Here is a 25,484-nt window from a genome sequence, read left to right on the forward strand (position 1 = left end):
GTATGCATTAAATGCAGCTCTATTTAAAAATCAGAGGTTGACTAAACATGCGGGTTGAGCGGAGGGTCGGAGGGATTCTGGAGAAACGAAGTGTTCGCCTTTAAAGCCCAATTTCACCCTATACTCATTGTTCAATCAGGAAATTGGGCTTTAACAGCGATCGTAAGAACTCTCCGAACCGTAGCGGTTCTACTCACAATAGGTCAACCGCTGATTTTGGCTTTGAGCCTTAAATGCCCCTACCAAATACAGCTATACAGCTGCAAATTGACTGTTATACAACTGGGCATAATACCCGCCGCTCTCCAGCAGCCCATCATGTGTGCCACTCTCGACGATATCGCCATCCTTCATAAAGAGAATCAGGTCCGATTCACGGATCGTCGAGAGCCGGTGGGCGATCACAAAGCTGGTGCGCCCAGCGATCATGGTCAGAAAAGCCTTCTGGATGCGTAATTCTGTCAGTGTATCGATGCTGCTGGTGGCTTCATCCAGGATAAGCATTGGCGGATCAGCGAGCATGACACGTGCTATCGTTAGCAGCTGTTTCTGTCCTTGAGACAGATTGTCCCCCGAACCGGTAATCTTCGTCGCATAGCCCTCCGGCAGACGTTTGATAAAGCTGTGCGCATTAGCTGCTTTGGCGGCGGCAATAACTTCCTGCTCTGTCGCTTCAGGCTTGCCATACACAATATTCTCCTTAATACTGCCTCCAAAAAGCCACGTATCCTGCAGCACCATACCGAAATTACGCCGCAGACTGTCACGGGTAAGGGTAGTTATGTCAATGCCATCAATAGAGATCGAACCACTATCCACTTCATAAAAACGCATCAGCAGGTTGACCAGTGTTGTCTTGCCAGCACCAGTCTGTCCGACAATCGCCACTCGAGTCCCTGACTTCACTTCCAGACTGAATCCAGTAATCAGCGGGCGCTCCGGATTGTAAGCGAACTTCACCTTGTCAAACCGAATTGTGCCTTGACTCGACTCCAGCTGCAACGCCGATTTAGGTTCAGGTCGTTCTGGTGGCAGATCAAGGATACTGAAAATACGCTGCGCCGAAGCCGTTGCGGATTGCAGTTGCGTAATCACCCCGGTAATTTCATTAAAGGGCTTGGCGAACAGGTTCGAATAGATCAGAAAGCTGGACAGATCTCCTACCGTCAAATGGTTCATAATAACCAATACACTGCCGATCATAGCAATGACAGAGAAGGTAATATTGTTGACCAGACGAGTCGTCGGATTCGACAAAGAGCCGTAGAACTGCGATTTCACACCCGTTTGGTATAAGGTCTCATTCCGTTCCACGAACTGGGTGTATGCACGATCTTCGTAGTGATATGCCTGCACTACCTTTTGTCCGCCGATCATCTCTTCCACATAACCGTTCAGTCCGCCGAGAATCTTGGCTTGTTCGCGGAACAGCGCTTGCGAGCGCATGGTAATAAAGCGAGCCACAAAAAAGGTGGCCGGAGCCGATAACAGCACAACCACCGTCATCAGCGGGCTGATGTAGAGCATAAGTCCGATTGCACCTGCGATAGTGACCACACCCGTTAGCAGCGTGGAGAAGCCTTGCAGCAGCCCGTCAGAGACGGCATCCATATCATTCACAAAGCGGCTGATGCTGTCCCCTTGCGGATGATTATCATGGAACTTCAGCGGCAGTACATTCAATTTGTCAAAAAGCTGGCGCCGAAGGTCATACACTGTCCGGTAAGCAATCCGATTTGTGTAATACGTCAGCAGCCAGCCGAAGAAGCTGCCGACTACATAAACAACTGCCAAAATAGCAAGCAGCTTGAGCACACCAGTGAAGTCCACCTGACCTGGACCCACCATATGGTCTACAGCCCGCCCTATGAGCAACGGGCCAATCAAGCTGGCAATCACACTGAGTAGCGCGCAGGTCACTGCTCCTATAGCTATATTTTTATATTGTCCGGTATATCCTAAGACTCTTTTCCAAGTATCCTTGTTATTCATTGTCCCGACTCCTCACTGGATAGCTGCGACAGGCAGATTTCCTTGTACTCCACACAGCTGATCATCAGTTCCTCATGGGTTCCAACGCCAGCAATCCTGCCTTCCTCAAACACCAATATTTTATCCGCTTGCCGCACCGTGCTGACCCGTTGGGATACAAGAAGCACCGTCATTTCCTGACTGCTCTGCTGCAGTGCCCGCCGAAGCGCCGCATCGGTCGCAAAATCCAATGCGCTTGAGGAGTCGTCGAGAATCAGAACCTGTGGCTGACCGACCACTGCGCGGGCAATCGTCAAGCGCTGTTTCTGTCCGCCGGATAGATTCGTTCCTCCACGGGATACTTCTGTAGCCAGACCTTCAGGAAGCTTTTGAACAAATTCCTCCGCCTGTGCTACAGACAAGGCCAGCTTGAGCTCGTCATCCGTCGCATCCTCCTTGCCCCAGCGGATATTGTCGGCTATTGAGCCGGTAAACAACACTGCTTTTTGCGGAACAATCCCGATTTCCGCACGCAGCTGCCGCAGGGGATACTCCTTCACATTGACACCCTCAACGTAGATATCACCCTGCACAGCATCATAGAAGCGGGGAATTAGATTTACAAAAGTAGACTTGCCAGAGCCTGTACTGCCGATTAGTCCGACCGTCTCCCCACGGTTAATCATAACGGAGATATCATTCAGCGCCAGTTCGCCGGTTGTGTTATAACCAAAGGATACATGATCAAATGAAATGACCGGAACCGCCTTATCTAACTTACTCAAGACCGCATTTCCCTTGTCTGCTACGGAAGCTGTGACAGCCAGCACCTCGTTCACACGGTTGGCGGAAGAGGCAGCTTTGGTAAAAATAATGACCAGATTCGAAACCACGATCAACGCCAGCAGAATTTGGGTGATGTAATTGATAAAAGCAATAATCTCACCCTGTGAGAGTCTTCCTCCATCAATATGAATCCCGCCAACCCAGAGAATAGCTATGATTGCAGCATTCACCACTAATGTTGTCAACGGACCTAGCCAAGCAGAAATGCGGCTGACCCGAATAGCCGTTGCGGTCAGATCTTCGGAGGCTTCATTAAATCGGGCTCTCTCCTCCCGGCTCTTCGCGAAGGCACGGATAACCCTAATCCCGGATAGATTCTCGCTCAGCACGACCGCAAGTCGATCCAGCTTCTGCTGATACTTGCGGTACATGGGTGAAGTGCGAGTGATAATAAAGTATAAAATAAGTGCAAACACCGGGGTTGCCGCCAGCAAAACCAGAGACAGCCGAAAATCGAGAATCATCGACATGATAATGGCCCCGATAAAGATAAACGGAGCACGGATAACCAGCCGAATCAACATCGCTACAGCTAGTTGGAGCTGGTTAACATCGTTCGTTATGCGGTTAATCAACGTAGGCGTACCAAAGATATCCAGTTCAGCGTACGAAAAAGAGGAAATGTGCTGGAACATTTTATTCCGCAGCGTTGTGCCAAAGCCCTGTGAAGCCCGGGCCGCGTAAAACTGGCAGACCATGGAACAGCCAAAGCCCAGTATGGACATCAGCACCATGAGTCCTCCCATACGATACACATACACCGAATCGTGTTTGCCAATGCCATTGTTAATAATCAGGGCCACGATCGTCGGCAGCAGCAGCTCCAGAATCGCTTCGAACAGCTTGAATATAGGACCAATAATAGCTTCTTTTCGATACGGCTTTAAGAATACAGCAATTTTCAGCAAAGTTATCCACACCCAACCTAAGATTTATGTAATTTGATTTATGAACAAGACCCGTTATGATTATGTCATATCTTCTTTCATATTAATAATATTGGATTCGTCTTATTCCGATATGAATAGCATATACCAAATTCGGAGGTTTTCGCATGGATATCAGACAACTCAGATATTTTCTGGCTATCGCTGAGGAAGGACAGATTACCTCAGCTGCGCGGAAGCTGCAAATGGCTCAGCCCCCGCTCAGTCAGCAGCTCAAGCTGCTGGAGGAAGAGCTTGGGGTAAAGCTGGTCGAGCGAGGGGCTCGTAGCGTACAACTGACAGATGCAGGCATTATTTTGCGCAACCGGGCACAACAAATCCTTGAATTGACCGATTCGACCACTAGAGAGATTAATGATTTTGTGAAAGGCTTGAAGGGGAGCCTCTCGATTGGCACCGTGTCTTCTTCCGGAACTACATTGCTGCAGGATCGGCTGGGCGAATTCCACAAGAACTATTTAGGCGTCACTTTTGAAATTCATGAAGGGAATACCTTTATGGTCATCGATTTGCTCAACAAAGGCATTGTCGAAATCGGTATTGTCCGCACCCCTTTTAACACTAGCAATCTGGAATGCCTTTACATCAATTCGGAACCTATGATCGCTGTTATGACCCCTGATTATGAATGGAATCCGAGCGATACTGGCATTGACCTCGGGCAGCTACAAGATAAGCCGCTCATTATTTACCGCCGGTTCGAGCAGCTCATTCGTGAGACTTGTCTGGAGCATGGCTTCGAGCCACTCGTCTTCTGTATGAACGATGATGCGCGCACTACGCTGCTCTGGGCAAACGCTGGACTTGGTATCGGAATCATTCCCAAATCTGCTTTTGAGCTGGCTAACCATGGCAATCTGCTCTATAAGGAAATCAGGTGCGAAGCACTGCATACCCGTGTGGCCGCAGTCTGGATCAAGCACAAGTATTTGTCAACGCTTGCTACCAAGTTTATCGAAAGCTTTCAGATTTAGCTGCAAAATATGAAAAGTTGCAGTTTAAAGCTGGCGGACTATATAGCTGCTATTTCACTTTCGAAGGGTGTAGGGAACACCAAGCGGACTCAGGCGACGCTATTGAAGCAAAGATAGGTTCTTTTGGAAAGAAATGTGGTCAATAACGTCCCTGGTGTCCGTCAAACTCCGAAATCGCCTGATTTCGAGCAAATAGGGGCTTCACAGTCCGGTTCCTACCTTGTACTCTCTTACTCATTATCTCTTCCTATGAAGTCCACTAGGTCAACCTCTGTTTCTGAGATAGAGCCATATAAATTCCCGAAAAAAATACCCCACCCTGGTCAAAGCACCAGTCGCGGGGTATTTATGTTGCTCATAGATGTATGTTCGGCAAATGCGCCGGTTTAGACCATGATTTTGCAAATATCATTAGTGAATTGTACAGGGTCACTGACCTGCAGACCTTCGATCAATAGCGCCTGGTTATACAGCAAATGTGTATAGAGGCTCAATTTCTCTTTATCTGTTTCAGACGCGGCCTTCAAGGAGTGGAATACTTCATGGTTGATGTTGATTTCCAGTACCTTGTCTGCTTGCACATCTTGGCCAGTAGACATGGATTTTAATATTTTCTCCATCTCAATTGTCAGTTCACCCTCAGTGGACAGGCACACCGGATGTGTCTTCAGTCGCTTGGAGGCTTTGACGTTCTTCACTTTACCGGACAGAATGCCCTTCATCGCTTCAAAAAGCTCTTTATTCTCGCTTTCTTCCGCTTCTGTAGGCTTCTCGCTCTCATCCGCTTCAATGCCGAGGTCGCCGCTGGATACCGATTTGAATTCCTTCTCTTTATAGGTCGCAATAACCTTGATCGCGAACTCATCAATATCATCCGTCAGGTACAGCATTTCATAGCCCTTATCCGCCACGATTTCAGTTTGCGGCAGCTTCTCGATGCGTTCAACCGATTCACCGGAAGCATAATAGATAAATTTCTGCTCTTCAGGCATTCTGGCAATGTACTCATCCAAGGTAACAAGTTTCTTCTCAGTGGAGGAGTAGAACATTAGCAGGTCCTGCAGTGTTTCTTTATTGATGCCATAATCGTTGTATACGCCAAATTTCAGCTGTCTGCCAAACGCTTTGTAGAACAACTCGTATTTATCTCTTTCATCCTTCAATAGACTTTGCAGCTGACTCTTGATCTTGTTCTTGATGTTCTTGGCGATCAGTGTCAACTGGCGGTCATGCTGCAGCATTTCGCGGGAGATGTTCAGGGAAAGATCCGAAGAATCTACCATCCCTTTAACGAAGCTGAAGTAATCCGGCAGCAGATCCGCACTCTTGCTCATAATCAGCACGCCATTGGAATACAGCTCTAAGCCCTTCTCATATTCCTTCGTATAGTAATCATACGGTGTGCTTTCGGGAATAAAGAGAATCGCATTATACTCTACCGCGCCATCAGCACTGATATGAATATGCTTCAACGGTTTATCGTAACCATAACGTTTCTCAGCATAGAAGTTGTCATAATCTTCTGTGGTGAGCTCATTCTTATTCTTCCGCCAGATGGGCACCATGCTGTTCACGATTTGTTCTTCGATAACTTCCTCGAATTCCGTCTCACTGCCTTCTTTAGGCTGGCTGCCGGTAACGTCCATCTTGATCGGGAAACGGATGAAATCAGAATATTTTTTGATAATGGATTTGAGGCGGTACTCTTCCAGATAATCATCGTATTGTTCATCTTCGGTATTCTCTTTAATGGTCAAAATAACCTCGGTACCAACTGTTTCCTTCTCGTAAGGCTCAATGGTGTAGCCATCTGCGCCTAGGGATTCCCATTTGAACGCCTTGTCACTGCCCAGAGCCTTACTGATTACAACAACATCATCTGCTACCATAAAAGCGGAATAGAAACCAACCCCGAACTGTCCGATGATATCGTGGCCATCTTTAGCCTCGTTCTCATTCTTAAAGGCCAATGAGCCGCTTCTCGCGATAATACCGAGGTTACTCTCCATCTCTTCTTCGGTCATACCAATACCCGTATCAGAGATCGTCAAGGTTCTGCTGGCTTTATCCACAGTCACTTTAACGTAATAATCCTCTTTATTGAACACCAATTCTTCATCAGACAGTGCTTTGTAATAGATTTTGTCAATCGCATCACTGGCATTGGAGATCAGCTCCCGCAGGAAAATTTCCTTTTGCGTATAAATGGAGTTAATCATCATTTCCAGCATTCTTTTCGATTCTGCTTTAAATTCTTTTTTAGCCATGAATAAATAGATCTCCCTTCAAAATGAACATCTTGTCCAGCACAGAAACATTAGCACTCCAATAGCCTGAGTGCTAATCCTACCTTTTATATAACATAAACTCAAATTTGCTGTCAATATATTATGGAAAACTCCTGTATTTTGTTAAATTTGCGGCTCTACATAGTAACATAGCAATAACCCAGCTCCGTCCGCATCGAAGATGCTGGGAGCTGGGTTGAGCAATGCTAAGGTTATTTATATAACACCCTTACGATGAACGGCCGCTCCCTGATGATTCGAGTCCAATACCAACGCACGCTCCAGCTCCTGTAAGGACTCCTCCTGATTACCAAGCCCTAACAGACCTAGTCCCCGCATATAACGGCAGTGAACTTCATTACGGCGGTTCAAGTCATCCTCGAACACGAGGAAGTCGGGCAGTGAGACCGCGAAATAGTCAATCTTGACCGTGGCAAACAGATTTTTCTCGGCGAAGTCGATCAGCTTATTGAAACGACGCTTCGCTTCTTTGTCATTGTTGAGCTTCAACCAAGCCATACCCTGATAAAAAATCATATCCGGTGGCTGATCGTTATAGAACATCGCACTAGCCGGCTCCTCCAAACCTTGCGAGGCCAGCGCAAAGCTTTCCTGCGCTTCATGGTGTTTCTCCAGCGCTTCATAAGCACAGCCCAGATAGTAATTAATATTGTTCTCCTGAGCACCGGCAAGTTTGCCTTCGCCCAAGTTATGCGGATACACCAGCGCTTGCTGCAGCAAAGCCACCGCCTCAGGATAGCGGGCCTCTTTAAGCGACTGCTTCCCTAGCTCGACATGAGCAAGCTTATATTGGCCGGTAACCTTGCCTTCCCCGCCCTCCCAAGGATGGAAGTTGCGGCTCTCCAGTGCTTCGACCGCAGTCCCATAACGCTCCAGACTATTTAACAGCGTCACATATTCAACGTAGAGATCATCCCGTTCTTCGACTAGATGGTGGAATTGCTCCAGCTTCGCCAATCGCCGTCCTGCAGGATAAGCCAGCTTCTTATACAGCTGATCCAGCTCGAACAGCACACGTGCATCTTCCTGACAACAATCGAAAGCTTTTTCCAGTGAAACTAACGCCGCTTCAGCATTATTACGTTTGTTGAAATATGCCAAGGCCAGATTGCGATGGACTGTGGCAAAATCGTCGGAGACTGCTCGGGACGCCTCCCAGAACGAAATAGCATCCTCCGAGCGTTTCTTGTCATAGCAGAGGTTTCCCAAATAATACAGTGCCATGGCATCCTCTGGTTGTGCCTGCACCGCTTGCTCCAGCACCTGCAGCTCGAACAGGCTGTTCGGGAAACAATAGGTCGGATCGGCTTGCTGCCCTGCTGCACGTTGTTCAGCAGCCTTGCCATACTCTCCGGCACGATCATACAACTCGCCAAGTGCATAATGCAGCATCGGGTAAACTGCGCCGCCCTGCTGTACGATATGCCCGGCTACGGCAATCGCCTCTTCAACCAAACCGCAACCGGCATAGTCAGCCAGCAGATTCAGATAGTTGTGCGCGTCTCCACGCATCAGGCGTGACAGCTCACTCCATACAGCTTCTGCCGCAGCGGTATCGCCCAATTCCACTAGCGCCAGTGCCTGCTCGTTATAGGCCCCAAAGTCGGCGACATCCAGTCCAAGTGTCTCTGCAGCGAAATCCTTCGCCTGTGCTGCGTGACCCAGCTTACGCAGCATCGCTGTCTTCAAATTGCGAGCCTTATAGTTCCGAGCATTGCGGATCAGGGAGCGCTCTACAAGCTCTAGCGCTTCGTCATATGACTCTCTTTCGTTAGCGATCTGTGCCAGTGAGAAGTATCCGGCATCTTGCCACGCAACAGACCAAACCGCTTTATAAAATGCGGCAAATGCTTCATCTAAACGCCCCTGAAGTTTAAGCGAAACGCCCAGCTGATAATAGGCTTCACTATCGTAAGGATTCGTATTGCGCCAAGTCATCGTCTTGATCGCTCTGCGGAAATGCTTGTCGCTCTCTACGAAGAGCCCCCTGCGCAACAGCAAGGTTCCATACGCCACATTAATGCGGATATCGCCCGGACTCCGCTTTAGGCCTTCCAGATAATAAGCCTCTGGCTCAAATGTGGCATGTCGGTATTGCTCCAAATGCAGACCTGCTAGGTACAGCTCTTCTGTGGTCTGCAGCTCTTCCGGCTCGGCAAGTGGCTTAGCCGCCTCCGGCACCTGCTCGATCTCTGGGCGCTTCGGCTGATACGTGATCAGCAGTCGGCCATCGGCAGCACGCACAGACAATAACAGATCATGCGGCTGGTCGATTTCGTTCAGTGTAATGACTGAACTAAACGTTAGTGCTGGCGAGAGGGTGACCGTTTCCAACAGATAAACTTGTTGACTTCCACGGAGTTCCACAACCGCACCCTCCATTAATGAGGTTGTGTAGGCTAGCACCTGTGCTTCACGCGTATTCTCGTCAACCTCCAGATTGACAGCAACTTCAATAGAAGCATTCTTGACGACGCCAATATTTTTGTAGGGCATAAAATATTGGGTAAAGGTCTTTTCTTCATACGGCTGCAACCAGGAGAAATCTGGTTGGTTGTCTGTATATACGCCGGTCATCAGCTCAATGTACGGGCCGTCTTCGTCGGTAAGCTGGCGGTCCCAAGCTTGGCCGAATTCTCCATTGCCCCAAGTCCATTGCTTTTTACCTGGTGAGATATGGTGATTGGCGACATGTAGCAGACCTGCATTTACGCCATGGTCGTACCCTCCGACAAAGTTGTATTCCGATTTATAAGCCATGTAGGAAGTAGGAACAGGAATATTTTTGTAACGGGAAATGTCTACACCTTCAGAGTAATCCATCTTATAATAGGTGCCTGTTGCAATCGGGAATCGCGATACATCGCGTTTGCCGTGGTCGAACACCGCTGTAACATCTGGCGGGAATACCGACTGGGTATGGTCGTTAACCGCCACCGCTGGGTTAGCCCACCAGAGAAAGGTTTGCGGCTCAGGCGTACGATTGTATAGCTGGGCTTTAATCTCCAGATAGGCTTTGCCCGGATAAAGCTTGAAACCTGCCGTCACCTTCGTCCCATGCATCCGGTCAATCTCACTGACCCATACTGTAGCACTTCCATCCTCATTCTGATCGTAGCGGTACTCCACAGGCCCGAAAGTGTTCGGACGATGATGCTGCGGCCAGTTGAATTCAATGCCACCTGAGATCCACGGACCCGCCAGACCCACCAAAGCGGGTTTGATTACCCGATTATAATAGACGAAATCATAGTTGTTAGTCTTGTCCAGCGCCCGGTAAATCCGGCCACCAATCTCCGGCATAATCTCGATGCGGACATATTCATTCTCGAGGATGACCAGCTTATAGTTCTGAGCGATCTTCTCATTGGAGATACTCTCAATAACCGGATGCGGATAGACGCGCCCGGAGCTGCCCTGATACACTCTTTTCTCCAAAAACATCGGATTGCGGTCCGGCTTTCCCACACTGTAGGTAGGAATGGAGACCTGTTCCTCCCAGACGCGCACCTTAGCCTTGTTCAATTCATTTATTTCACTCATTGGGCTTTCCTCCTTGCCTTAATAGCTTTACTATAACGCCAGGCAAAGTGGAATCCAATTGACGAAATGCGGTATATGATGGATTATATTCTTATATCAATCATTACAATTGAAGGAGGATCAGAAGATGGAGAATGAAAAGGAGAACCATCGTAAACCGGAGGGGTTCATACAGGAGCGTTTATTTGTTTTGCCTGAATATCAGATCAGGGAGCTTGGCGAATGTGAGCTGACCGCCTCGCTCTTTGTAAGTGACATGGGATATTTCCCCCATGCCCAATATCATTTTCGCGAACGCCCGGACGGTTGTGATTCCCATATCTTTATCTACTGCGCCGTGGGTGAAGGGTGGGTTCAGTTCGACAGCGAAGGACCTATTCCAGTTAAGGAACACCAACTATTGGTCATTCCTGCCGGTGTGCCGCACCGTTACGGCGCCTCCACTACTGACCCATGGAGCATTTACTGGTTTCATCTGAAGGGTGGACATGCTCTGGCCCTGATCACAATGTACGGACTCGATCAAGGTCCACTTGCCCTGCCCATCAGCAGCGCTGGACGCTTTATAGAATGGTTCGATCCTGTATACGATATGCTGATCGACAAGACCTATAATCTGGGCACCCATGTTCATATTTCGCAGACGATGCGTCATCTTTTGTCCAGCATCGGCATTGGTGCCGGACAATCCTCGCAGGACAAGAAGCGGGAGCGATATCTGGAACAAGCTATTCAGTTTATGAATGAACACCTGACTGATCCCATCAAGCTGACAGATCTGGCCAAGCATGCCGGGTTATCGAAGCAGCACTTGATTCATCTTTTCAATCAAGAGACCGGAGTGCCGCCCATCGAATATTTTTTGCGGATGAAAATGCAACGTGCCGGGCAATATCTTGATCTGACAGATCTGAGTATCAAGGAAATCAGCGGTGCTGTTGGTATTGCCGACCCCTATTACTTCTCACGACTCTTTAAGAAAATGATCGGTTATTCCCCCTCGCAGTATCGCAGCATCCCCAAAGGTTAAAATGCAACCTGCGGTATAATTATTTGCTCAAATCGAATTCCTCAGCTAACCAATGGATTAAATTCGGTCTTATAGACCAAGTGTACCTGCCTTAGCCTCAGCCATGACCATCTCGATTAAATATTGCAACGGCTGCGATTTCCACTTCTTCGGATGGAGCAGAAGCTGCAGATCAAAGTGTATTTCGGGATGATAAAACGGGAGCTCTGCCAGATGGCCCCGTTCAATCTCTTCCTGCGCGACAATTCGCGGCAGCAGAGCAATGCCAAGCTCATTCATCACACAACGCTTAATCGCCTCCAGATTCGAAAGCTCAAAGCCGACCCGAAAGATAATCCCATGCTCTTTTAGCAGATTCTCGAATAGGCTTCGGTAAATGCAGCTTTCCTCAGAAACAATGAGCTCACAGTTATTAAGATCACTCAGCTGAACAGTCTTGAGCTGGGCTAGCTTATGACCTACGGGCGCGATCAGCACCAGCGGCTCCTCTCTGATAATCGTCCGGTGCAGCATAGAATCCGCCGTGCTGCGATCGAGCATTAAGCCAATATCGACTTCCCCGTCTTTTATTTTGGACACCAGTTTAGCTTCCTGTTCCGTCTGTAGATGAATGTTAAGCCCGGGAAAGCGCGTCCGTAGCTGCTGCAGAAAGGGTGGCAAATAAAAAGCAGCCAAAGAATCTATCGTTCCGATGGTCAAAGTCCCCCCGATTTGCTGGGCAATCGTTTCTTTGGAGCGATCATATAAATCCAGTATTTCCACGAATAGCTTCAGCAGCTCCTCCCCGGGAGGGGTAAGACGCAGCTGGCGTCCATGTCTTTCGATTAACGGAACTCCGTATTCCTTCTCTATCTTCTGAATCTGCATAGTGACACTGGATTGTGCATATCCGAGCTCTTCGGCTGCACGAGTAAAACTTTGACGTTTAGCGACCTCGCGAAATGTTCTTAAGTATGTTAAATCCATAAACCCCACCCTAACATCAATAATAATGATGACACTTATTACTTATTATAGATAACGCCGATGCGATATTCCATGGTAAAGTAGGATTATAGCAAAAAATATAATGGAGGCCGATAATAAATGCTTACAGAGCAACAGATTTATGGAATCTATGTCCCCGTTGTAACCCCGTTCAGTGCTGCCGGTGAAGTTGATCTGGATTCGTACCAGCATTATGTGAATAACATCATTGGCAATAACATTCAGGGCCTGGTCGTTAACGGAACCACTGGAGAATCACCTACTGTAACCATTAATGAACTGCAGCTCCTGATAAATACATCGCGCGAATTATTACAATCATCGACTATCCCCTTGATAGTTGGCACTGGAACCAATGACACAGCTTCGACGATTGCACGGACAGAGCTTGCCGGGAACCTCGGGGCTGATGCCGTGCTTGTTGTTGTTCCTTACTATAGCCGTCCTTCCCAAGAGGGAATTATCGCCCACTTCCGTAAAGCAGCTGAGGTAGGCGTGCCCGTCATCGCCTATGATATTCCGGGCCGCGCAGGTGTCGGCATGTCTGTGGATACGGCCCGCACCATTCTGGAAATGAATAACGTCGTCGGCCTGAAAGACTGCTCCGGTAGTCCAACGCTAGTGTCCGAGTTGTCACGCCTGGGTTCAAAGCCTGTGCTGTGCGGGGATGATTTGCACTTTTATGATATGCTGGGCTGCGGAGCAGCTGGAGGCATGCTTGCTTCAGCTAATGTACACACGGCAGAGTTCATCAAAGTTTACGAATACTTCGCTTCTGGTCAGCTCGACCTAGCCAAAGAAACCTTTACAAATTTGCTTCCTTTGATGCGCCTATTGTTCAAGGAATCTAATCCCGCCCCTATTAAATGGATTCTTAGCAAATATGGTGAAATTGCTTCTGATACCCTGCGGTTACCCATGACATCGATCAGCCAAGGTCTGCAGCAGGAGCTAAGCGTACATCTTTCCAGATAAATCAAATTTTTATATTTCGACAAAAGACCGCCGTAACTTCGTCAATGACGGAGTTACGGCGGTCTTTGCTGTCTTTCGACCCTAAAAAAACGGCTTGTCATTTCACTTTACGTTATATAATATAAATATTATACTAATTCACCAGACCTATAAGGAGGGAGTCTATCATGAATAAGAGTGCTAACGCGGTAGTGAACGGTCGTCATATCCAGACTGGACAACCCATCCAAATCTCACTAAATAATAGCCTAATCGCAGGAATAGAGAGTCTGTCCGATACGGAGGACTTACCTTGGATTGGACCTGGCCTTGTGGATCTACAAGTGAACGGGTATGCTGGCTTTGATTTCAATACACTCTCCCTCTCAAGCGATGACATTTGCAATGTTGCACTGAAGATTGCAGCGCTTGGAGTCACTTCCTTTTATCCAACTATTATTACAAATAGCGATCATACCTTGGAGAAATTACTCGGGGCCATCGCTCAGGCATGTGCCGAGCATCCCTGGCTTCAGCGGATTCTGCGAGGCATACACCTGGAAGGCCCGTTCATTTCACCAGAGGATGGAGTCAGGGGCGCACATGACATACAATATGTTAAGGCACCGGATTGGGAGCAGTTTCAACGCTGGCAACAGGCCGCGCAAGGAATGATCCGGGTGGTAACCCTATCTCCTGAGTGGAACAGTGCCCCAGCTTTTATAGCAGAGTGCATTCGACACCATATCGTCGTATCCATCGGTCACACCTCTGCTACTCCAGAGCAGATTAATAGCGCCGTTGTTGCCGGAGCAAGGATGTGCACGCATCTTGGCAACGGAGCTCATCTGTTACTGCCCCGTCATCCCAACTATATCTGGGAGCAGCTTGCCCAGGATGAGCTGTACCCATGTGTAATTGCCGATGGCTTTCACCTGCCTGATCAAGTATTGAAGGTGTTCCACAAGGTGAAGCCGGACAAGCTGATGATAGCTAGTGACGCCGTATCTTTAAGTGGTCTGGCACCAGGAACATACAAAAGCTTTATTGGGGGGAACGTAGTGCTCACGACAGAGGGACGTCTTCATATGGCGGACAATCCTGACCTGCTGGCAGGATCGGCACAGATGCTGCCTTACGGGGTGGAGCATTTGGTCCGCAATAATCTGTGTGGACTAGCTGAAGCATGGGCCATGGCCTCTACACGGCCGGCGTCATTCATGAAGCTGCCGGAAGCCCACGGTCTACAAGTGGGTGCGCCGGGTGATCTAGTCGTCTTCGATTGGCATCAAGAGCAGCTCGTTATTCATCAGGTGTATAAGGACGGTCAACCGCTCACCAGCTCCAATGGATCAACATTCGATTCCCAGTCCTGAATAGCACTTGCTGCCGCTCCGATACAGCCTGTATACGGATACAGTGTAGAGCAGACTAACTGAACATGGCGATAGGCTGGAGGTGTGGAGCAGGCAGCCAACTCCTCCCCGATAATCGGGAACAAATAATCAGCAATCAGCATTAGCGGACCATCACAAATGATCAGCTTGGGATTAATCAGATTGACAATATGACTAAATGCCCGTCCAATAGCCATACCTGTACGTCTTATATCCTGTTCTACTGCAGGGTTCCCTGCTCTAAGCTGCTCCTGCAGCCAGTTCATATTATGGGTGTTCTGCTCTCTTTCGCCAGTCTGATCAAGCCGTCCTAGGATCGCCGGAATTCCGGCGATTGCTTCTAGGCAACCTTGATTACCGCAGCGGCATACTGGCCCCTGTGGGTCTACCACTATATGACCCAATTCCCCGGCCAAATTGCCTTCTCCGCGGATCAGCGTTCCTCCCATTACGATTCCACAGCCAATCCCGTCCCCAAAAGAACAGTAGGCAAAATGATCTGCTTCTCTGCCGTGTCCATGCCAGAGTTCTCCTAATGCCGCAAGCTTGACGCTATGATCCAGCCGAAATGGCACAGTCAGACGCGAACCCAGAAGTGCTGCCAAAGGCACCTGATTCCAATGCAGATGGCTGGATTGCAAGACAATTTTCCGCTCGGAATCCAGCTGTCCGGGGATTCCAATATCGAAGCCAACCCAAGCTGTTGCAGGATAACGCTCCAGTAATTGCTGAACTCCTTCACAGAGTGTATCCACTATCGATTCAGGAGAGCAATTTTGAAGCTCCGTTGTAAATGTCTCCATTGGCTTCGCATATAGATCAGTCACCGCCCAATGAATGGCAGCCGAGCTGAGTGTTGCTCCAACGGAATATTTATTAGCTGCATGAAACGCAATCATTACCGGCTTGCGACCTAAACCAAGCGTAGTGCTAAGCCCCTTCTCGTTGACATACCCAGCAGTAATTAGTTCGTCTATTATACTGTTAATCGTATTCTTGTTTAGTTGAAGCACAGTGGACAGCTCTACGCGAGTGGTCGACCTCATTTGTTTCAGCTGCCTGTATATAAGCATGCGGTTTACATCTTTGGCCAACGTTGGCCCCCTGCCTCGGGATTTTGCCATACCTAACCTCCTAACACTCTTTTCAACTGCTCGGTAATTCTTATCATTTTGTAACACAATTAATTTGTTGTGTCCACCTCTGCATCTCTCAAAAAAAAGGCTACCCCCTTAACCAGTCTGTTCGACTGTCAAGAGAATAACCTTTATTCGACGTGCCTATTTATTTAAATGCTTCACTACTTTGGCCCAAGCCTCCTTCGTATTTTCGAAATCTTGATAATGCTCTTCCACATGATCATGATAGAATTCAAGCTCATTTAATATATTTTTAAATTCATTGTTTCCAAAGTAAGCACAAATTTTCGGAAGTACAAGCGTAAGATTTTCTCTCATTTTCATAATTTCTGCTTCATAATTGTCTCTTTGCGTAATGTACAGTAAAAGTGGCTTGTACCGGATCCAACCGATTGTAGCTTTTAAGAATCTTTTCGTATTGACGTTGGAATCAGCCTTCATCGCCTTCAATTGGTTAGGCAGCACACCCAGCAGCAAATGCTCATAATTCGAAAAGCCATCATGGAAGGTATAACAAGGGACCTTGCGAATATTAGCTTCAGCAATACAGGTGCTTAAGAACGTATCTTCACCTCTAGCCCCCGGCGGGTTGTAGAAGGGGAATATTTTATCAATCGTCTTCAGATTAAAACCCAGATTAGCTCCCGATATAAACTTCATACCGTTGACCTCTTCCACGACTTCCGTAATCTCACTATTCATCGTATCAAGATCCGCATAGGTAACTCCCCCATCATCCATAATGCTTTTTACTGAAGCCCAGTTAATAATATCATTGCTGATTGACTCTATGAATATGCGGAATTCATCTTCAGATAACTTGTCGTTGAAGTCCAAATAAGGGATTGGCGATATGTATCCACAATGATGTCCATGAGTCATATCTGCATGTTTAATATTATTGATGTGCGTGGAGATAACCTCTTGGCCCTTCCAGAGCAGGCTGTCCTTGATCTTAATATTGGCGATAGGGTATTCGTCATCATCCAGAAAGATGAGATAGTCCATTTTATTCTTAATGGCAAAGTACAATACAGCATTTCTTTTCATGGCATACCCTTCGCCAAAGATCAATTTCGCTTCTTTTAAAGTAATCACTTTCTTTTCCACTAAATATTGCGCTTCAGTGGCGATGGAGGAATTCCCTAAATAATAAGCTGAATCGACCATATCCAATATTTCTTCATCCGTGACTTTATAATCACTCACTTTTGTACCTTTATACTTCAAATCATAGGCAACAAACAGGTGGAGTGCATTTTTTTTATTGTCAACCAGTCTGGATTCCGTCCAGTCATCAAAATATGCCTTCACTACATTTTTGAAATTTTTGCGCCCGGTTACGAACCCTACACCTACATTTATTTTCTTTTTTGCAATCTTCATATGTCTTCGCCCATTTCCGTCTTTATGTTCTATTACCCAATTTGTCCACCAGTGCCCCAATATATACGGTACTACTCAGACAGACGATTCCATTCGCGCATAAAAAAAGAACCATCAGTAGAGTTTCACTGACGGTTCTTCAGACTTATTCAAGAATATACACGACCATTATCTACTGGTCTTACTGCTTGTTTTACTGCTAGGTTTGCTGCTGGGTCTACCACTTGTATTACTTCCCTTTTTAAACCACTCGGATTTAGGCTTGAGCGGCGGGTTTGCTTTAGGTTTGGCAGGCTTGGCTGCCGCAGGCTTCGACGAGGTCTTGAACGTACGCGCCGATTTGGGCATCGGATAGGCATGATCTTTTACTTCTGGGATTGTCTTTCCGATCAATTTCTCAATATCCTTCAGAAATGGAAGTTCATCAATTTCGCAAAAGGAAATCGCGGTTCCGCTCAGTCCGGCTCTGCCCGTACGGCCAATTCGGTGAACGTACGTTTCTGGAATGTTAGGGAGATTAAAGTTGATTACATGCGAAAGCTCATCAATATCAATCCCTCTTGCCGCGATATCCGTCGCCACCAACACACGTGTTGCCCCACTCTTGAAATTCCTCAATGCATTCTGCCGATCATTTTGTGATTTGTTGCCATGAATGGCCTGGGCGGAAACGTTAATTTTCGCCAGATCACGCGTAACACGGTCAGCCCCACGTTTGGTACGAGTAAACACCAGTGCCGAAACAATGGCTTTATCCTCCAAAAGACGATTTAATTGGTTTTGCTTATTTCCCATTTCCAATAAATAAATAGATTGTTCAATTCTATCTACAGTAGAGGATACCGGAGTAATTTCTACTTTTACTGGATTAACTAATAGAGACTTGACCATTTTATCTATTTCTGGAGGCATGGTCGCCGAGAAGAATAGCGTTTGTTTTTTGACAGGCATTTTGGCAATAATCTTCTTCACGTCATGGATAAAGCCCATGTCCAACATTCTGTCAGCCTCATCAAGCACCAATATCTTCACGAATTGCAAATCAACCCGCTTCTGGTTCATTAAATCAATGAGTCGGCCTGGAGTTGCGATAAGAATATCCGCACCTTGAGCTAGCGCCCGTTCCTGAGCTTTTTGAGAAACACCACCTACGATTGCTGTACAACGAATATCGGTGTATTGGCTATAGGCTTTGATGTTGTCCGAAATCTGCAGTGCCAGTTCTCTAGTCGGTGTTAATATTAATGAACGAATCTTGCGTCCTGAGTTAGGAGTAGTCTTTTGTTCAGTTAGCAGTTGGATAATAGGTACCGCAAAAGCGGCGGTCTTCCCGGTTCCTGTCTGTGCACAGCCCAGTAAATCTCGGCCGGCTAACACTGCTGGAATCGCCTGTTCCTGTATAGGTGTTGGCTCTGTATAGTTTTCTTTGCTTAGTGCTTTTAGAATGGCAGGCATAATATTTAATTCGTTAAATGTCATTTTTTCTCCCTAATTTCATGTACATATATTTTTGTAAATCAAGTAACTTATCTATCTTTGGCTATCAGCGTTTCCACAAAGCGCGTCGCAACATATAATTATAGCACATTATATCAGAAAAAAGAAGCAGATATTCATCTACTTCTCGTGTGAAACCTATAAATTCTTATATTTGAACGTATATTAATAGCCTATGTGTTAATAATTCTTTATTTTCTTCGCCTTCTCCTTAATTCTATTTATCGGATTTCCGACAAATATTTGGGTATGGGCTGGAACTCCTTCAAGGATTTTGATAGCTAGCAGATTTAAATTTTGAGCTAATGCGGATTGCTCATTTTCCTCTATTTGAAATTGCACACCGTATTCGTAAACTTCGCCACCTTCAATTTCATTGCTCCACGTAATATTTCCTTGTAGCTCATAAGTCTGATTTAATATTTCCGTTTCAAATATCAACGTAATCTCATCATTCATCGGTAATTTAAAGCCCATCAGAAACTTCAGTCCCTCCGGGCCAATGCTAGTAACGTATACATCCGTAGTGCCCAGATCAACCTTCCTACCCTTAAACATATCAATCGTCATTCCGGCAACTAACGGATCATCCATATGAACTCTAAAGTTTTTTCTACGGTTTAATATTAATTCCTGTTGTTTAATGGGCACGGTCGGACTAAATATATACTTATTTTTCAATAGATTTGCAAGCTCTGTGGGTCCAATAGGACGGCTAAAATAAAAACCTTGAATTTCATCACAATGTTGCGCCTTCAAGAAATCATATTGTTCAACCGTTTCTACACCTTCGGCAACCACATTCATTTTTAGCGCTTTGGCTAAATTCAAGATACATTCAATAATACTTCTATTCACATCATTGGTCAGAATTTCCTCAACGAATGATTTATCTATCTTAATCGTATCCAGCGCCAAACGTTTAAGCATATATAAGGATGAATAGCCTGTCCCAAAATCATCCAGCGAAACTTTAATTCTCCGCTTCCTTAACTCCAGCAGCAACTGAGTCACTTCTTTTTCGTGACTAATAAAAGAGCTTTCCGTGATTTCAATCTCCAAGCAATCTGGAGCTAGTCCTGACTCATGAATAATTCCATCGATGATCTGTAATATATTTTGCTTGAATAACTGTTGTACAGAGAAATTAACCGAGACTACAATAGGCGGAAGCCCCATATCCTGCCAGCGCCTATTCTGTTCACAAGCTTCACGTAAGACCCATTCACCGATGGGTACAATAAGTCCGGTTTCTTCAGCAAGCGGAATGAACTCACTCGGTGAAACAAGACCCCAATCCGGATGGTTCCACCTGATTAAAGCTTCTACCCCCAGGATTTGCTTGGTCTGAGCGTCTACACGTGGCATATATTGCAGGAAAAATTCTTTATTCTCAAGAGCTTTGCGAAGATCATTTCTCATCGTAAAGATCTTAAAGGACTGAATATTTAATGCCGAGTAATAATATTGGGCCTGATCCCTGCCTTCGGACTTCGCAAAGAAGAGCGCTGTATCTGCACTTTTGAGTAAAATATCCATATTGATGCCATCTTCAGGGAACATACTTATGCCAATACTGACCGTAATTTTTAATTCATAACCTTCAATTATATAAACCTCGCCGTTTATTTGCATGATTTTATCTGCAAGGGACATGGGGTCACGATGATTATCCACATCAGATAGAACAATACCAAATTCATCACCACTAAGACGATACACAATTTGATCCTCACCTAAGCAGTTCTGCAGTTTTTTGGCAAACTGCTGTAGCAAAGTATCTCCAATGGAATGGCCTAGAGCGTCATTCACTGATTTAAAGCGATCCAGATCAATTAATATAACTGCCAGTTTCTTGTTGTAGACTTGAGCCATCCGCAATTCAATCTCCAACTGATCTTCAAACAAACGGCGATTAGGAAGATCTGTCAAGTAATCGTGATATGCCAAATATTGATTTTGCTCTTCTGTATGACGCCGTTCTGTAATATCCAAGACAGTAGCAACCGTTGCTAATTCACCGTTATGAAGTATCTTTGTGAAATGAACCTCACATATTAAGACGGTTCCGTCTCTTTTCACAGCCCTATGGCTTATACTCTGGTTAAATTGTCCTTCGCTTAAATTCAGGATCTTGCTTGAAAAGAGTTCTCTATCTTCAATGTGTACCGTCACCAATACATTTACGCCTATTAAAGAGTTATAACCTAACATGGTATTGAATTGCGGATTTGTATATACAAACAACCCCTTCTGGGCAATAAATACGCCTACTATAGATTGCTCGACAATCCCTCTATATTTTGCTTCCGCTTCCTGGAGATCTCGCTCCATCCCTTTTTTCTCTGATATATTTTTAGCGATTCCATAAATTCCTACCAGTTCATCATTGATAATGATAGGAATATTTGTAAGTATAAACTCAATAACTTCCCCATTCTTATGAATACCTGCTATCTCATAATTTTGGGGTAAGAGTGATTTAATTGCTTCCTTAAAGTAGGTTTGGATGGTTCCCAAAGATGCCGGTTCCACAAAATTCTTTAAATTTATTTCTAGTATTTCTTCCTTAGAATATCCAAACAGATCCTCTAGTGCTGAATTACAGGATAAGAAGTTACCTTCCAGGTCCATAGAATAGACTGCGTCCACATTATTTTCAAACAGCGCTTTGTAATATTGGCCTTCTTCTATTAATTGCAGCTTCAAATTTCTATTTTCCGAGATATCTTGAATCGTACCTATGACTCCCTTTGGGTAAAATTCGGTAATCTCGATAACATGTCGTTCTTCCCCACTTGGCCGGATGATGCGATATTCAATGGTATAGGGAGCCTTAGCCTTCGACGCTATGATAAACATGTCATGAACCCGGTCTCGGTCATCCGGATGGATACAATTAGAAATAGATTTTGAATCCAGGGCTAATTGATCATCGATCGCAAAAATAATAAACATTTGTTTGGACCATGTGACTTTGTCTAGCAATTGGTCATACTCCCAATACCCTACGTTTGCTACCTTTTGAGCCAGCTCTGAACTTTTATCTTTTCTACGCAGCACATCAATTAATTCGATGTTGTCCGTGATCGACAAAATCTCATCTAATGTTATTTTAAATTTCCGCGCCAGTTCCATTTCCATTGGTATCACCACTCCTAATTTCGCACTTTAAAAAGCTAAAGGAGGATAACAACGAATATTCCTCATACTTAACTAATAACCCTTTTCAGGTGAAAATACTCACTTTAGTTAAAATATAAAGTTATATTATCTCTTTGTAAGCAATTCAAAGGGCTTCCAGAAACATCAATAAATGCAAAAAGAGCGGAGGATTTCTCCCCCGCTCTCATTCGTTATGAATAAAAAAGACTAGTCTACAATTTCAGCAGTATCGCCATTGTTGGCACCTGCAGCGTTAGCTTCGTCGGTGTCGATATGCATGTCGAGTGCAAAGTTGTCGGATACACGCGCCAGTACGTTCTCCAGTACGAGTCCACGATCTCCACCAAGACGAACTTTCAGCAATTGCTTATCAGCAATGCCCCAAGCTTCAGCTTCGGAAGTATGAAAGTGAATGTGACGTGCTGCAATAATAACGCCTGTTTCCAGTACTACTTCGCCAGCAGGACCTTTAAGAGTAATACCTGGTGTGCCTTCGATATTACCGGATTCGCGTACAGGTGCTTTCACGCCGAGGCTGAAAGAGTCAGTGCGCGAAATTTCCAGTTGGGATGCTGGACGCACGGGTCCAAGAATTCTTACTTTGTCGAATTTACTCTTGGTGCCGATTACTGCTACTTGTTCATTGGCTGCAAATTGTCCGGGTTGGGAGAGGGGTTTGAACTCAGTCAATTGATAGCCTGGGCCAAACAACGCTTCCACATGCTCCTGCGTTAGGTGAATATGTCGGGCCGACACACCTACGGGTACAGTCTTGCTCATTGTAAAGTCACTCCTTGTATTTTCTCTAGTATCTGTACAAGCCATTGAACATTATACATCTTATTCAGCAAAAATAAAAAGGAAGCTCCTCACTTTCAGGTCCCTTTTTTCGACATTTTGTGATTTCGGAACAGGATTGTCACGGTTTAGAGGCTTTAGACGGCAAATGTAGCTTCAAATAGGACACAGCATTTCCAGATAACCAACCTTTCACCGAATCTTCCGGATAATGCGCAAGCAATAGCTCTGCAAACTCCGGATATTTTCCCGGATGCTCCAGATTCTCCAACCAGGAATCGATCCCGTCAAAATCGGAGCCAAACATCAGCTGCTTATCACCACCAAGACTGCAGACATGATCAATGTGCTTCAGTAAATCCTCAGCCTTCGCCGTACCTTCGTCACATACAAAGCTCGGAAAAAAGGTCAGGCCTATGCGACCGTCCATAGCAATCAACGCTTTAATCTGCTCATCGCTCAAATTACGCGGGTGCTTGCAGATTGCAGCTGCATTGGAGTGGGAGGCGATAAAGGGACGTTTACTAAGCTCCTTTAGCTCCCAGAAGCCTGCTGGTGACAGATGCGACACATCCAGCAGCATTCCACTATGATTGCACCACTCTACCAGTTCCCGCCCTTTTTCCGTGAATCCACCATTCCGCTTCTCCAAGACCCCATCTGCGGCCCAGTTGGCATAGTTCCACGTTACCCCGAGGAAACGTACCCCAAGCTCGAAGCATAGCTCAGCATAGAACAGATTGCCCTCCAGACCGTCCACGCCCTCCAAAGAGAGCATTCCCCAGCTAGGGGGCATACTTATCTGATTCTCTAGTTCTTCCCTCCAGCGCAGCCACTGCAGGCCCCCTGAGCCTGCTATCTTATCCCGAAACAAAACGATTTGTCCCAGAACACTCTCAAAGCTAGGTCTTCCTCTGGCGGCAGACAGATAGATTGCAAAGCATTGCAGCCCTACCCCACCCGCCAGCAGGCGCTCAGCAGTGACATCAAGACGATGATCGTCTTCGAAAAGAATATCCGGAAGTGCCTGCATCTTGCTCAGTACATCACAGTGAAAATCTGCCACCTTCAGCTTATCGGCTCTATTCAAGAGAATCCCTCTCTTTCCTACGCTCGTCTATGTACCGAGTAACCCTTACTCTAAACTCTATGCAACAACTTCAGCAGCTATAAATACAAAAGAAAAAAACCTGTCTACAAAAGCAAACAGGCTTCTATCCATACTGCTAATCTATTATCTGGGCTCGACAATCAGCTTAATCGCCGTCCGATCTTCTCCATCAATCTTAATATCTGTAAAGGCTGGAATACAAATCAAGTCGACGCCGCTTGGTGCGACGAATCCCCGGGCGATAGCGACAGCTTTAACTGCTTGATTCAGTGCTCCTGCTCCAATAGCCTGTAGCTCGGCCGTTCCACGTTCACGAAGAACACCTGCTAATGCACCGGCGACGGAATTTGGATTGGATTTAGCTGATACTTTTAATACATCCATAGTAAGTACCTCCCCTGGGAAAAATGTTGGTGTTCTTCCACTACAGTAGATGTTATTCGCGAGAGAAGAAATAATTCCTTCTTTTTGCGGACCCCTTTGGAGAAAATGGTACAAAAGATACTCTTTTCTGCTATAAAAAATATCACACTTCGCCTAAATCCATCATTTTTCCCGACTTACCTGCTAACCTTACAACAATTGAACTAGCTCATGACCCACTCATCTTCACGCAGGCGGATCTTCTCTAGACGTTTTGCCGCACCGGTATCCTCATCCAACTCTACAAATAAACCGTTAAGCTGCCACTTGCCTTCGTCCACAACAAATCGTGCCGGAAGCTGTGTTGTGAACTTATACAAGACAGCGTCTTTTTCCATGCCGAGAATCCCTTCTCTAGAACCAACCATGCCGGCATCGGTCAAAAAAGCAGTTCCGCCTGGCAAAATTACATCATCATTGCTCTGCACATGAGTATGAGTCCCTACCACGATCGACACCTGTCCATCCATAAAGTAACCCATCGCTATTTTCTCCGAAGTGGCCTCCGCATGGAAATCAACAAGAATACACTTATGCTCCTTGCGCAACTCATCAACAATTTCTTCACCTACACGGAAAGGACAATCGATAGGCGGTAAAAAAGTTCGGCCCTGCAAATTGACAATCGCCAGTTCCTTGCCATTGGCTTTAACGACAGTATACCCTCGGCCTGGTGTTCCTGGCGGGAAATTAGCGGGACGGATAATACGTGGCTCATCATCGATGAATTCAAAGATGTCCTTGTTGTCCCAAGTGTGATTGCCCAAGGTGATGCCATGAACTCCCCAATTGAAAAATTCATTGGCAATGGAGGCAGTAATGCCTCTGCCGGCAGCAGAGTTCTCCCCATTGACAATTATGATGTGCGGCTGGTATTTGGTTTTGAGGGAAGGCAGCATCTCGCGCAGTGCCTTTCTTCCTGTGTTGCCTACGATATCCCCAATAAATAATACGTTTATGATTTTCTCCTCCTAAACTGAACCACTTTGTATTTCATGCTGAGTCTT

At 46.1% G+C, this 25,484-nt stretch carries 17 protein-coding genes; 4 read left to right on the forward strand and 13 right to left on the reverse strand.

The window, feature by feature from the left end; translation table 11 throughout:
• Window positions 1-252 precede the first annotated feature (252 nt).
• Together GJB61_RS17415 and GJB61_RS17420 are read right to left on the reverse strand one after the other, a co-directional pair.
• A complete protein-coding gene (locus tag GJB61_RS17415) occupies window positions 253-1,992 on the reverse strand; it encodes an ABC transporter ATP-binding protein (protein ID WP_154120173.1) in 1,740 nt (579 codons plus the stop codon).
• Window positions 1,989-3,725 carry an ABC transporter ATP-binding protein gene (locus GJB61_RS17420; RefSeq protein WP_154120175.1) on the reverse strand — a complete coding sequence of 579 codons (1,737 nt, stop codon included), beginning with the start codon at window positions 3,723-3,725 and terminating at the stop codon, window positions 1,989-1,991. The genes GJB61_RS17415 and GJB61_RS17420 overlap by 4 nt, the downstream gene beginning before the upstream one ends.
• Window positions 3,726-3,871: 146 nt before the next feature.
• Here GJB61_RS17420 and GJB61_RS17425 point away from each other — a divergent pair, with 146 nt between their 5' ends.
• Window positions 3,872-4,738: a LysR family transcriptional regulator gene (locus GJB61_RS17425; RefSeq protein WP_154120177.1), complete on the forward strand. Its 867-nt coding sequence runs from the start codon at window positions 3,872-3,874 to the stop codon at window positions 4,736-4,738.
• 386 nt (window positions 4,739-5,124) lie between these two features.
• Here the strand turns inward: GJB61_RS17425 and htpG are convergent, their stop codons facing one another.
• Together htpG and GJB61_RS17435 are read right to left on the reverse strand one after the other, a co-directional pair.
• Complete coding sequence (htpG, locus tag GJB61_RS17430) at window positions 5,125-7,005, reverse strand: molecular chaperone HtpG (RefSeq protein WP_154120179.1); 1,881 nt, start codon at window positions 7,003-7,005, stop codon at window positions 5,125-5,127.
• A gap of 237 nt (window positions 7,006-7,242) precedes the next feature.
• On the reverse strand, window positions 7,243-10,590 hold the full coding sequence (locus GJB61_RS17435; protein ID WP_154120181.1) for a DUF5107 domain-containing protein: 3,348 nt from the start codon (window positions 10,588-10,590) through the stop codon (window positions 7,243-7,245).
• 127 nt (window positions 10,591-10,717) lie between these two features.
• Here GJB61_RS17435 and GJB61_RS17440 point away from each other — a divergent pair, with 127 nt between their 5' ends.
• On the forward strand, window positions 10,718-11,620 hold the full coding sequence (locus GJB61_RS17440; protein ID WP_154120183.1) for an AraC family transcriptional regulator: 903 nt from the start codon (window positions 10,718-10,720) through the stop codon (window positions 11,618-11,620).
• A gap of 69 nt (window positions 11,621-11,689) precedes the next feature.
• On the opposite strand, the gene GJB61_RS17445 is transcribed toward GJB61_RS17440, so the two are convergent.
• Window positions 11,690-12,586, reverse strand: a complete 897-nt coding sequence (locus GJB61_RS17445; protein ID WP_154120185.1) for a LysR family transcriptional regulator — start codon at window positions 12,584-12,586, stop codon at window positions 11,690-11,692.
• Between the two features lie 120 nt (window positions 12,587-12,706).
• Here GJB61_RS17445 and dapA point away from each other — a divergent pair, with 120 nt between their 5' ends.
• Both dapA and GJB61_RS17455 read left to right on the forward strand, forming a co-directional pair.
• Window positions 12,707-13,582 carry a 4-hydroxy-tetrahydrodipicolinate synthase gene (gene dapA / locus GJB61_RS17450; RefSeq protein WP_154120187.1) on the forward strand — a complete coding sequence of 292 codons (876 nt, stop codon included), beginning with the start codon at window positions 12,707-12,709 and terminating at the stop codon, window positions 13,580-13,582.
• 167 nt (window positions 13,583-13,749) lie between these two features.
• Complete coding sequence (locus tag GJB61_RS17455; RefSeq protein WP_154120189.1) at window positions 13,750-14,937, forward strand: N-acetylglucosamine-6-phosphate deacetylase; 1,188 nt, start codon at window positions 13,750-13,752, stop codon at window positions 14,935-14,937.
• On the opposite strand, the gene GJB61_RS17460 is transcribed toward GJB61_RS17455, so the two are convergent.
• The 8 genes from GJB61_RS17460 to GJB61_RS17495 all read right to left on the reverse strand — a co-directional run bounded on the left by GJB61_RS17460 (window position 14,889) and on the right by GJB61_RS17495 (window position 25,436).
• The gene (locus GJB61_RS17460) at window positions 14,889-16,082 is read right to left on the reverse strand and encodes an ROK family protein (RefSeq protein ID WP_154120191.1); all 1,194 of its coding nucleotides are present in this window, start codon (window positions 16,080-16,082) and stop codon (window positions 14,889-14,891) included. The genes GJB61_RS17455 and GJB61_RS17460 overlap by 49 nt on opposite strands.
• Before the next feature lie 156 nt (window positions 16,083-16,238).
• Window positions 16,239-17,483 carry a hypothetical protein gene (locus GJB61_RS17465; RefSeq protein ID WP_154120193.1) on the reverse strand — a complete coding sequence of 415 codons (1,245 nt, stop codon included), beginning with the start codon at window positions 17,481-17,483 and terminating at the stop codon, window positions 16,239-16,241.
• Window positions 17,484-17,651: 168 nt separating this feature from the next.
• Entirely contained in the window at window positions 17,652-18,962 is a 1,311-nt protein-coding gene (locus GJB61_RS17470) for a DEAD/DEAH box helicase (RefSeq protein ID WP_154120195.1), read from the reverse strand.
• A 198-nt stretch (window positions 18,963-19,160) separates the two neighbouring features.
• On the reverse strand, window positions 19,161-22,124 hold the full coding sequence (locus GJB61_RS17475; protein WP_154120197.1) for a sensor domain-containing protein: 2,964 nt from the start codon (window positions 22,122-22,124) through the stop codon (window positions 19,161-19,163).
• 228 nt (window positions 22,125-22,352) lie between these two features.
• Window positions 22,353-22,925: a phosphate propanoyltransferase gene (gene pduL, locus GJB61_RS17480; RefSeq protein WP_154120199.1), complete on the reverse strand. Its 573-nt coding sequence runs from the start codon at window positions 22,923-22,925 to the stop codon at window positions 22,353-22,355.
• Window positions 22,926-23,064: 139 nt separating this feature from the next.
• Window positions 23,065-24,033 carry a dipeptidase gene (locus tag GJB61_RS17485; RefSeq protein ID WP_267490820.1) on the reverse strand — a complete coding sequence of 323 codons (969 nt, stop codon included), beginning with the start codon at window positions 24,031-24,033 and terminating at the stop codon, window positions 23,065-23,067.
• A 144-nt stretch (window positions 24,034-24,177) separates the two neighbouring features.
• On the reverse strand, window positions 24,178-24,438 hold the full coding sequence (locus GJB61_RS17490) for a stage V sporulation protein S (RefSeq protein ID WP_154120202.1): 261 nt from the start codon (window positions 24,436-24,438) through the stop codon (window positions 24,178-24,180).
• Between the two features lie 203 nt (window positions 24,439-24,641).
• A complete protein-coding gene (locus GJB61_RS17495; RefSeq protein ID WP_338115920.1) occupies window positions 24,642-25,436 on the reverse strand; it encodes a TIGR00282 family metallophosphoesterase in 795 nt (264 codons plus the stop codon).
• Window positions 25,437-25,484: the final 48 nt, after the last annotated feature.

It is taken from the genome of Paenibacillus monticola (genome assembly GCF_009664975.1).
In the GTDB taxonomy this organism is placed as follows: Bacteria; Bacillota; Bacilli; order Paenibacillales; family Paenibacillaceae; genus Paenibacillus_AQ; species Paenibacillus_AQ monticola.